Source organism: Chthoniobacter flavus Ellin428 (assembly GCF_000173075.1).
GTDB lineage: Bacteria > Verrucomicrobiota > Verrucomicrobiia > Chthoniobacterales > Chthoniobacteraceae > Chthoniobacter > Chthoniobacter flavus.
Window position 1 is genome coordinate 90231 of the sequence record NZ_ABVL01000022.1, and the last position, 9228, is coordinate 99458.

At 60.8% G+C, this 9228-nt stretch carries 10 protein-coding genes; 1 reads left to right on the plus strand and 9 read right to left on the minus strand.

Annotated elements, in window-relative coordinates:
• Window positions 1-2 precede the first annotated feature (2 nt).
• From CFE428DRAFT_RS25655 to CFE428DRAFT_RS39175, 9 genes are all read right to left on the minus strand, one after another.
• Complete coding sequence (locus tag CFE428DRAFT_RS25655) at window positions 3-1424, minus strand: UbiA family prenyltransferase (protein WP_006982602.1); 1422 nt, start codon at window positions 1422-1424, stop codon at window positions 3-5.
• A gap of 31 nt (window positions 1425-1455) precedes the next feature.
• A complete protein-coding gene (glf, locus tag CFE428DRAFT_RS25660; protein WP_006982603.1) occupies window positions 1456-2568 on the minus strand; it encodes a UDP-galactopyranose mutase in 1113 nt (370 codons plus the stop codon).
• The gene (locus tag CFE428DRAFT_RS25665) at window positions 2565-3065 is read right to left on the minus strand and encodes a ribonuclease toxin HepT-like protein (protein WP_131989973.1); all 501 of its coding nucleotides are present in this window, start codon (window positions 3063-3065) and stop codon (window positions 2565-2567) included. The genes glf and CFE428DRAFT_RS25665 overlap by 4 nt, the downstream gene beginning before the upstream one ends.
• Window positions 3055-3366, minus strand: coding sequence for a nucleotidyltransferase family protein (locus CFE428DRAFT_RS37765; protein ID WP_131989972.1), 312 nt, complete (start codon window positions 3364-3366; stop codon window positions 3055-3057). Before CFE428DRAFT_RS37765 ends, CFE428DRAFT_RS25665 begins: the two co-directional genes overlap by 11 nt.
• A gap of 43 nt (window positions 3367-3409) precedes the next feature.
• Complete coding sequence (locus CFE428DRAFT_RS34495; RefSeq protein WP_006982605.1) at window positions 3410-5104, minus strand: OmpA family protein; 1695 nt, start codon at window positions 5102-5104, stop codon at window positions 3410-3412.
• Between the two features lie 69 nt (window positions 5105-5173).
• Window positions 5174-5296, minus strand: a complete 123-nt coding sequence (locus tag CFE428DRAFT_RS40065; RefSeq protein WP_006982606.1) for a hypothetical protein — start codon at window positions 5294-5296, stop codon at window positions 5174-5176.
• A 49-nt stretch (window positions 5297-5345) separates the two neighbouring features.
• A complete protein-coding gene (locus tag CFE428DRAFT_RS38485) occupies window positions 5346-6197 on the minus strand; it encodes a hypothetical protein (protein WP_006982607.1) in 852 nt (283 codons plus the stop codon).
• A 107-nt stretch (window positions 6198-6304) separates the two neighbouring features.
• Window positions 6305-6721: an ExbD/TolR family protein gene (locus tag CFE428DRAFT_RS25680; RefSeq protein ID WP_006982608.1), complete on the minus strand. Its 417-nt coding sequence runs from the start codon at window positions 6719-6721 to the stop codon at window positions 6305-6307.
• 102 nt (window positions 6722-6823) lie between these two features.
• On the minus strand, window positions 6824-7588 hold the full coding sequence (locus CFE428DRAFT_RS39175; protein WP_006982609.1) for a MotA/TolQ/ExbB proton channel family protein: 765 nt from the start codon (window positions 7586-7588) through the stop codon (window positions 6824-6826).
• Between the two features lie 207 nt (window positions 7589-7795).
• Here CFE428DRAFT_RS39175 and CFE428DRAFT_RS36775 point away from each other — a divergent pair, with 207 nt between their 5' ends.
• A complete protein-coding gene (locus CFE428DRAFT_RS36775; protein WP_006982610.1) occupies window positions 7796-8566 on the plus strand; it encodes a hypothetical protein in 771 nt (256 codons plus the stop codon).
• Window positions 8567-9228 lie beyond the last annotated feature (662 nt).

A 9228-nucleotide genomic window follows, 5' to 3' on the forward strand; every position in this document is an offset into this window, starting at 1 on the left:
GGTCATCTCGGAAGCGCGATGGCGCCGACAGCCAGGAGGATCAGGCACACCAGCCAGCTTTGCTTGTCCTTCAAGGCGAAGACAATCGGGTCATCGTGCAACTGGCCGTGGTGCGCGAGCAGCCAGATGCGGCTGATCCAGTAAAGAAGCACGGGGCACGCAAACCACAGCGCTGCCGGGTGCCGATAGAGCTGCGTGACGAGCGGCTGAGTGATATAGAGCGCCAACACCAGCACGGCGAAGTATCCGCTGGCCACGCCCATGGTGCTGACCAGTTCGCGATCCGCGACGCGGTACCCGCGCCCACGCATGATCTCGCCGCTCTTGAGCAGTTGCAGTTCGGTGAAACGTTTCACGAAAGCGAGGCTGAGGAAGATGAACAGCGAGAATGCCAGCAACCAGTCCGACACCATGATCCGCGCGGCATAACCCCCGGCCACGACGCGAACGCTATAGAGTGCGGCCAGGGTTAGGACATCGAGGATTTCGATCTGCTTCAGCCGCACGGAGTAGAGCGACGTGAGCAGGTAATATCCCGCGAAGGTGATGCCAAATTCCACCGGCAACAAAAGCGCGATGAGGATGCTGAAGATGAGGAGCAGCGCCGCCGCGATCATGCCCGAAGAGAGCGGCAACCGTCCGCTCGCCAGCGGGCGCCGGCGCTTGGTCGGGTGATAGCGGTCGGACTCGAGGTCGAAAAGGTCGTTGAGCAGATAGACGCTCGAGGCGCACATGCAGAAGGCGAAAAAGGCCAGCGCACTCGCGCCGAGTTCCGCATAGTTATGCCAGCGGTGCGCGCCGAGCAGCGGCACGAAGAGGAGCAGATTTTTCGCCCACTGATGTACGCGCAGCGCTTCCGTCCAGGTGCGCAGGCCGACCTGCGGTGAATCGAAGACCTTTTCCACTTCACAAAGCGTTTCCGCTTTCCTGGCCAACTTCCCTCCTTCATTGACGACGAGCGCGCGCCGGGCCTGTGCCCACACCGGCAGATCCACCCGGGCGTTGCCTGCATAGTCGAAACCTCCCTTGCCAAAACGCTCCCGCAGCATGTCCGCCTTGCCATGGCCGGAAAGATTCCTCGTTCCGTCGCTGGCATACACTTCTTCGAACACCGGAATATGCTCCGCCATGGCCCGCGCGACCTTGATGTCCGTGCCGCTCACCAGGAGCAGCTTGCGACCTGCCTGACGCTCTTTCTCGATATATGCGAGGACTTCCTCGTTGATCGGCAGGGAAGCCACGTCGAGCCGGGTGCGGCTGGCGATCTTCTGCTTGATACTCGCCCGGCCCTGAACCAGCCAGAGCGGCATCTGCAGCAGCCGCAGCGGGTTTTCCTTCAAAAGCTTGAGCAGCGATTCCGACATCGTGTCCGTCCGCAAAAGCGTCCCGTCGAGGTCCACGCAAAGGGGAATCGGAGTGGACATAGATGCTACGGTCGGGAAAGGAAGGGTTGGATTAAGAGGAGGGCAGCGACGCAAGCCGGTCAAATTCAGCCAAAGCCATGCCAACGACCTGATCCATGTTGTAATACCTGTACGTAGCAAGTCGGCCGACGAAACTCACTCCTTTTTCCGCGGCGGCGCGGTCGGCGTAGCGCTGGTAAAGCGCCCGCGCATCCGGCGCCGGAATCGGATAGTAAGGCTCGCGTCCGGGACCGAAGTCCTCGGGATATTCGCGGACGATCGTGGTGACGGGCAGCTTCTGCCCGGTGGCGTGCTTGAGCTCGACGATGCGGGTGAAGTCGTGGTCGTTCGGGTAATTTACCTGCATCGCCGGCTGGAAATATTCCTGCTGGAGCGTCTCCGGCTCGAAGCGCAGTGAGCGATAAGGCAGCGGCCCGTAGCAGTGATCGAAGTATTCGTCGATCGGCCCGGTATAAATGAGGTGCCGGTAGCTGATCTGCTGGCGCGCTTCGCGGTAGTCCGTCTTGAGCCGCACCTCGATATTCGGATGCGCGAGGATGCGGCGGAACATCGCCGTGTAGCCCTCCTTGGGCAGGGCCTGGAATTTTTCCGAGAGATAGCGGTCGTCGCGATTGATGCGAACGGGAATGCGCCCGCACACGCTGGCGTCGAGCTCCTGCGGATCGCGCCGCCACTGCTTGCGCGTGTAGTTCTTGAAGAACATCTCGTAGAGCTTCGTGCCGACCTGCGAGATGATGACTTCCTCGGAATTCTTCGGCTCCGCAATCGGCACGCGCCACTCGGCGAGGGTCGCTTCCATTTCCTCGCTCGTGGAAGGCCGCCCGATGATCTGCTCGAAGGTGTTGAGATTGATCGGGAACTGCCAATAGCGCCCGTTCGTCCAGGACAGGATCTTGTACTCCACCGCGTGCCATTCCGTGAACTGGCTCAGGTATTCACGGATGCGATCGGAATTCGTCCGGAAGTAGTGCGGCCCGTAGGTGTGGAGCAGCACGCCGGCGGCATCATAGTGGTCGTGCGAATTGCCACCGATATGGTCGCGCCGATCGATGACGAGACACCGCGCCCCGCGCTGGCTGGCCAACCGCTCGGCCAGCACCGCGCCGGCATAACCGGCGCCGACAATGAGATAATCATAGCTCATCGAGAGAGCGATTCTGCCATCCCTATCAAATAGGAATGGAAGCTTTCAAAGGCCGAGAACAACAGGTCTTTATCGCGATTCCAATGTTCAATGAGGCCATTGAGTCTAACGCCGTCCAAACGAAGATCGTAGCCGTGGCGATAAAGATGGCGAAAGGCTAGCAATTCCTTGAGCAACGGTTGAAGTTCGGCCGAAACGAAAGCAGGGCGAAGATTCGGAACGTCGAGAAGCATTAACTGCAGCAATTCTGCGTGCCATCTTTCCGAACGCTCCAAAGATTCATCCAGGGTATTTGAAACGCGCAAAAAGGTATTCTCGATGGCGTTATAGATTCCATGCAGAACGCCTGCGCTTGCCCACAGATCGGCGCTGTCCCAGTCAGCGCGGACGATTTCTGCACTGAATTTCTTCAGAGCGCCATCCAACCGACGCAATGCTAGCAAATCCTCAGCAAGGATGGCAGCGAGGCCGCGTAAGGCCGATGTTTCAAGTGGCATATACCACTGTTCCCTGGCGCAGGATTTCTCCGCGTAGTGCGTTCCCCGCATCTTCCCAGCGGACCAAATCCACCGGTGCTCGGAGGCCGAGCATCAATTCACCAAGCGTGGAGAAGAGCGCTTCACTTGGCAGGCCTTCTACTGCAAAGTCCAAATCAGAGCCAGGTCGGCCTTTGTAGGCGGCATGAGAACCGAAAAACCAGATGCGACGGACTCCGGCGATTCGACAGAGAATATCCACTGCCCGCCGGATCTCGGAAGTGACTTCCGAGGAAGATAGCGGCGCATTGGTCTGTGGCATGAGGTAAATTAATTGACTTCAAGACGCTAGCAAGCCGTTCGGCTCACCGAACGACGCCGAACTCCGCTCGGCGATTCTTGGCCCACGCGCTTTCGTTGGAACCCTGGTCAGCCGGCATCTCGGCGCCAAAGCTGACCGTCTGAATCTTCGAGCCGTCGGCGCCATCGCGGATGAGCGCTTCACGCACCGCTTGCGCGCGACGTTCGCCAAGACCGCGGTTGTATTCGGGCGTGCCGCGCTCGTCGGTGAAGCCGGCGATGATGATCGTATTCGACGCGCTCTTCAGGAACTGCGCGACTTCATCGATCTTGCTGCGCTCGCCGCCGCCGATGGCGTAGCTGTCGAAGCCGAAATAGACGGGCCGGAATTTGTTGCGGTCCACATTGCTGCCGAGGAAGGAGACGCCTTCCTGCCGATCGGGCAACGGCGTGCCGTTCACGTAATCGCCGTCCGCGGCGCCAGAGCCGGCGCCGGCCCCCTTTTTGCCATGCGTGCATCCGGCGAAGGAGAGCGTAGCGAGAGCAAGGGCGGCGATGGAAAAGAGTCGGATAAGTTTCATGGCGAAGTGGGTCGGTCGGGCAATTAACGGGACCAGGTTGGCTCGGAGATTTTGCCCCAAGCCGCTGACGAGAGTTGTCTTCTGCCCAGTCTGTGCGTCCAGCAAAATCAACGAACCGCCCTCGGCAAAGATGAGGTGGCGCGAGTCGGCGCCCCATGCCGGACCTTCGCCGGAACCCACGGTGTGCACGTTGCCGCTGCCGAGGTCGAGAACGGCGATAGTGAAGCCGCCGTCGCGCACGGTGAAGGCGACCTTCTTGCCATCGGGCGACCAGTTCGGTTCGGTGTTGTAGCCGTGGCCGGTGCTGATGAGGCGTCCACTGCCGCCGCCCGAGGAGATGCGATAGAGCTGCGGGCCGCCGCGATCATCGCTGGAGTAGATGATTTCATCACCGCTCGGTGACCACGTGGGCGAGCTTTCCACACCGGGCGTGTGCGTGAGGCGATGCGCGCCGCCGCCGCCCGCGCTCGTGGTGTAAAGTTCGGGGTTGCCGTCCTTGCTCAGAATCACGGCCAGTTCGCGGCCGTTCGGCGAATACGCGGCGCCAGTATTGGTGCCGGGAAATTTGATGATGCGATTGCGCGCCCCGCTGCCGAGATCGATTTCGTAAACGTCAGCGTAACCACTCTTGTAGCCGGTGTAAACCAGGTGGCTGCCATCCGGGCTCAGCCTGGGGCCGACGCTGATGTTCGCGTCGTTGGTGAGCTGGCGCACGTTCGAGCCATCGGCATCGGCGAGGTAGATTTCCTTGTGCCCGGTATGGGTTCCGACAAAGGCGACCTTCGAACTGGCGATGCCCTTGTTGCCGGTCAGCGTCTCGACGATTTCATCGGCATAGGCGTGCACCTTGCCGCGCGCGGAACCGCTGAACGTTTTCATCAGCACCGTCTTGCCGCTGCGATCGGTGACGCTGCCCGCGAGGCTGTTGCCATTGGAGGTGCCGCCCACGATGAAGCCCGCGCTCGCGGAAGGCACGAGGTTGAAATAGCCGGACATCGCGAGGTCATTCTGCAGAATCTTCGCCGCCGGCCCGCCATCCGCGCCGGCGATCGAACCGATCGCGATCGGGATCTTGTCGCTCTTGCTGATGGTGATGGTCGGAGTCTCCGCGCCGCGCGCGAGCGAGAAGGAGAGCAACAGGCAGGACGCGACGACGGAAAACGCGTGGAGTTTTTTCATGGCGGAACGGACGCTAACGAAAATGGCGAAAAGGCAAAACGTTTATGACGTGACAATCGCTTTCTTCGCTCACTGGCCCTGATCGAGTTTGAACGCGATGTTGATTTCGAAAGACTCGCCGTTGCCGAGACCCGCGGGCAGCGGATCGATCTGCAGCACGCGCTCCGCGGCGGTCATCACGGACTGATCCATGGTGTTGTCGCCGGAGGAATGAAGAATCTCCCGGCTCTGGATGGTGCCATCACTTCGCGATGCGAATCTTGAGCGTGGTGACGATGTCCTGGCCGCCGTGCGCGATCGAGGTCGGCTGATCCCAGCGGCTGTGGAAGCGGTCGTGGATCATCGAAAAGTACCAGCCGAATTCGGAGGCGCCGGAACCGTTGCCCGCTTTGCCCGGGCCCTTGCCATTCCCCTTGCCCTCGCCATTGCCGCCGGAGCCGGTGGACTTGTTCATCGCCGTCGAGGTGCCCTCGCTCTTCGAAGGGCCGGGCGAACCCTTCGGCTTTTCCCTGGCCGTTTCCTTTTCCTTCTCTTTTTCTTTTTCCGATGATGTGGCCTTTGGCTTGGGAGTGGCCTCATCGTCGCCTTCGTCCTTCTCCTTTGGTGTCGCCTTCGGTGTGGCCGGCTTGGGCGTGTGCTTTGGAGTCGGGTGCGGGGTGTGCGGTTTCGGAGTGTGAGGCTTGGGCGTTTCCGGTTTGGGGGTTTCCGGCTTGGGAGTGTGTGGCTTTGGGGTCTCCGGTTTCGGCGTATGCGGCTTGGGGGTGGCCGGTTCCGGCGTCGTCTGGGGAGTGACCAGCTCGCTCGGCGCCTGTTTGACCACTGGAGGCGGCGGGATCAGCTCCGGCTTCGGCTCGGGAGGCGGAGGCGGCGATTCGCTTTTGTATTCGGCCTGGGTCGGGGACGGCTGTGGGTCCGGCGCCGCTTCTCCCGCTCCCGGCTCGCCACCGCCGACCGAGCCGCCCTCCAGCCACATCACCTGTTCCGCCGGTGGTTTCCGGTGAAAAGTGCCGAGGAAATAAAGCACCCCCACCGCGACGACGTGGAGCGAGGCGATGACGAAAAAGTTTCGTCGAAAGCTGCGGTCGGGAGGCATCGGTTGATCAATATAAAGTAAAAAGGGTGAATGGGCTTCCGCTTCCGACGAGCGGAAGGCGAAAGTTCTTCAACAAAATAGCCATCGGCGCCGCGTCAAGGCGCCTTTCACGGCTTCTCGGGATTGGTTACGACGCCGACCTTGGTAATTTTGGCCCGCTGTACGGCGTCCATGACGTCGATGAGCTTCTGCACCGAGAGTTCCTTGTCCGAGCGAATGACCACCGCGACTTCAGGATTCGACTCCTTCAACGCGGTCAGGCTGCTTTCGAGCTGCTGGACGTCGGTGGGCTCATTGTTGAATTGGATGAGACCTTCACGATTGATGGCGACGGTTTGCACGGCGTGGGGATCGATCGCATGCTTCGCCGCCTCGCTTGTTGGGATGACGAGGTCCACGGAATTTTCCATGAGCGGTGTGGTGATCATGAAAATGATGAGCAACACGAACGCGAGATCGAGCAGCGGCGTCACGTTCAGCTCGCTGACCGTGTGGAGGCTGTGTCGATCGGAGAAGCGGCGCATTGGGAAAAGTAATCAGTGATCAGTAATCAGTGATCAGTCGTTGCAGTTCTCTGCGCGTCAGCGTCTCGGGAACTGAATACTGATTACTGTTTACTGAATACTTCATGTCCAGGACTTCGCTCTTTCGCCGTGATCGACGTACTTGTGCTCAAACTCGCTGGACAACTCGGCGGCGAAATTGTCGAGGCCGACGATCATCGCGCGGATGGTGGTCACGAGATAGTTGTAGCCGAACATCGCCGGAATGGCGACGAGCAGGCCGGTGACGGTGGTGATGAGCGCCGCGCTCACGCCGGGCGCCATGGCGGCGAGATTCGCCGAGCCCGCGGCAGCGACGTCGCCGAACGTGTCCATCACGCCCCAGACGGTGCCGAGCAGGCCGAGGAAGGGCGCGCCGCTCACTGCCGTGGCGAGGAGGATCATCTGCGATTCCAGGCGGAGCGCGGTTTCACCGACGGCGCGTTCCATCGCCGTTGTCACGACGCGCATTTGCGCCGGGGAGATGCGCTGCGCGATGTCAAGCCGCGCGCGAAAGGTCTCATCCACCTCGGCCGAGCCGAGCAGTTGAAAGGTCAGCTCCCGGCAACCCGCGCGATAGACGGCGAAGACGGGCGCGCCATCGTAGCGGGTGCGGTCGGTGTAGATGCGCAGCGGCTGGCGATCGGAGCGGAAGGACTCGAGGAATTGGGCCCGGCGGGTTTGGGCGCGGCGAACGAGCCGGAATTTCGTGACCATCACCGACCAGCTGAAGATCGACGCGATGAAAAGCGTAAACAGGATGAGCTTTCCGGGCAGCGTCGAGTGATCGAAGGCAAACAGGATGCCGCCGGAGGCGAGAAAGATGGTCGGGAAAAGCGTGGCCGCCATGCGCAGCAGATTGCTTAGGACAGAACGCGCCTCGTCACAAAGCGAAACTGCGAAAATCCTCCGAGGCGAAGAAGAATGACAATGAGACAATCGGACCACGGGACAATCAGTGAGCGCCTGCCTCATTGTCCCATTGTCTCCTTGTCCGATTGCCCCATAGTCTTGCTTCCCGGCGCTTTTGCGCCTCCGCGCCTCTGCGCTTTCTTCATGAACCTCCGTCTCCTGCTTCGTTCCGCCGCCGTCCTGGCCATCCTCACCACCACCGTGCGGGCCGAGGAGAACCGCTACGACCTGATCGGCCGCATGCTGATGCCGTTTGTGAATGTCTTCGCCAGGACGACCTCGAATCCGAATCGCGCGATGTCCTTCAACCTGCGGCTCGAGCAAATGACCGATCTTCCCCCCGAGCTGGCCGGGAGCCATGCGGAAGTCGCGCTGGAATATCCCGACAAGCTGCGCGTGCACGGGCCCTTCATGGGCGAAGACATTGTCGTCTGCCGCAAGGGGCAGCAAATCTGGGCTTATCCCGGCAGCAAGGTGGAGGCGTTGCTCGCCGCCGCGGCGGAAAAGAAAAAGCTACCCAAGGTGGACCCGAAGTTTCAGTTGCGGCCTTTTCAGCTGCCGATTCCCGAGCAGGATCTGGTGCTTCTGCCGGCGGTTTTTCAGGTCAAGGATGTCGGCTCCGAACCCCTGGACGGCAATCCCTGCCGGGTCATGGACGTTTACCTCATGCCGCAGTTGACCCGCTCGCTGAAAGCCCAGGGCTGGGGTGCACGCGTCTGGGTCGACGCCGATGCCAAGCCCGTGCGCATCTCCCTGGCCAAACCGGGATGGATGGTCGCGCTGCGTTTTGAAAACCTGCAGTTCGTGCCTAAGCTGCCCGAGAGCACCTGGGATCCGACGACCGAGCAAAGCGGGGACGTTTTGAGGCTGGACCCGAAGCGCTACATGCAGCTCCTCGGGACGCTGGTGAAGTAAGGGCGGGCGCTGGTTCGTGTACGGCGGCTGAGTTAAACGCAGAGGACGCTGAGAACGCAGAGGGCCGCAGGAAGAAACAAAAGGATGAGGGATGAAGGATGAGGGATGAAGGATGAAGTGAAGTGCGCTACGCGGTTTTTGAGGATCGACACTCGCTATCGGGGAACGCGCTTTTTCATCGTTCCGCCTTCATCCTTCATCCTTTTCTTCCTCTGCGGCCCTCTGCGTTTTCTCCCGCGCCCTCTGGTGCGCCAGCACCGCCAACCCAAACCCATGAACTGAAAAGTGTTCGTCAAGCCAACTGAACATCGAGCTTGTAGAGAAGCGGACGATTCTGGGAGCAATCCTGGGGTTGAAGCTCCGTGGATCGAACCTGTGAGCCGCAGCGCAAGCAAACCTAGAAGAGCCTCGTTACGCTTAGTGAGGTCGGCCAATCTCTCGGAGGAGCCGAAGCCTAGCATTCACCGTGAAGGGATGTTCACGAGCAACGGTGAAGACCTCCGGGGTCGCAGGGGGCAGCGCGCAGGGAAGGTGGGGTTGGGCAGACTGGGAGACCCTGGTCTTGGGTTTCGTCGCGCGAGAGCGGGACGGAACGCGGCCCGAGCCGAAGCCATAAGGATCGAGCTGGAGATTGGGGAGTCGGAGAAGCCCATAGTAGCGAT

What these genes read in the sequence shown, in the direction of transcription:
- CFE428DRAFT_RS40065 (WP_006982606.1), bottom strand. Translation starts at nt 5,296, where the DNA reads ATGGATCAGTCCGTGATGACCGCCGCGGAGCGCGTGCTGCAGATCGAT.
- CFE428DRAFT_RS39175 (WP_006982609.1), bottom strand. Translation starts at nt 7,588, where the DNA reads ATGGCGGCCACGCTTTTCCCGACCATCTTTCTCGCCTCCGGCGGCATC.
- CFE428DRAFT_RS25655 (WP_006982602.1), bottom strand. Translation starts at nt 1,424, where the DNA reads ATGTCCACTCCGATTCCCCTTTGCGTGGACCTCGACGGGACGCTTTTG.
- CFE428DRAFT_RS25665 (WP_131989973.1), bottom strand. Translation starts at nt 3,065, where the DNA reads ATGCCACTTGAAACATCGGCCTTACGCGGCCTCGCTGCCATCCTTGCT.
- CFE428DRAFT_RS38485 (WP_006982607.1), bottom strand. Translation starts at nt 6,197, where the DNA reads ATGCCTCCCGACCGCAGCTTTCGACGAAACTTTTTCGTCATCGCCTCG.
- CFE428DRAFT_RS34495 (WP_006982605.1), bottom strand. Translation starts at nt 5,104, where the DNA reads ATGAAAAAACTCCACGCGTTTTCCGTCGTCGCGTCCTGCCTGTTGCTC.
- glf (WP_006982603.1), bottom strand. Translation starts at nt 2,568, where the DNA reads ATGAGCTATGATTATCTCATTGTCGGCGCCGGTTATGCCGGCGCGGTG.
- CFE428DRAFT_RS37765 (WP_131989972.1), bottom strand. Translation starts at nt 3,366, where the DNA reads ATGCCACAGACCAATGCGCCGCTATCTTCCTCGGAAGTCACTTCCGAG.
- CFE428DRAFT_RS36775 (WP_006982610.1), top strand. Translation starts at nt 7,796, where the DNA reads ATGAACCTCCGTCTCCTGCTTCGTTCCGCCGCCGTCCTGGCCATCCTC.
- CFE428DRAFT_RS25680 (WP_006982608.1), bottom strand. Translation starts at nt 6,721, where the DNA reads ATGCGCCGCTTCTCCGATCGACACAGCCTCCACACGGTCAGCGAGCTG.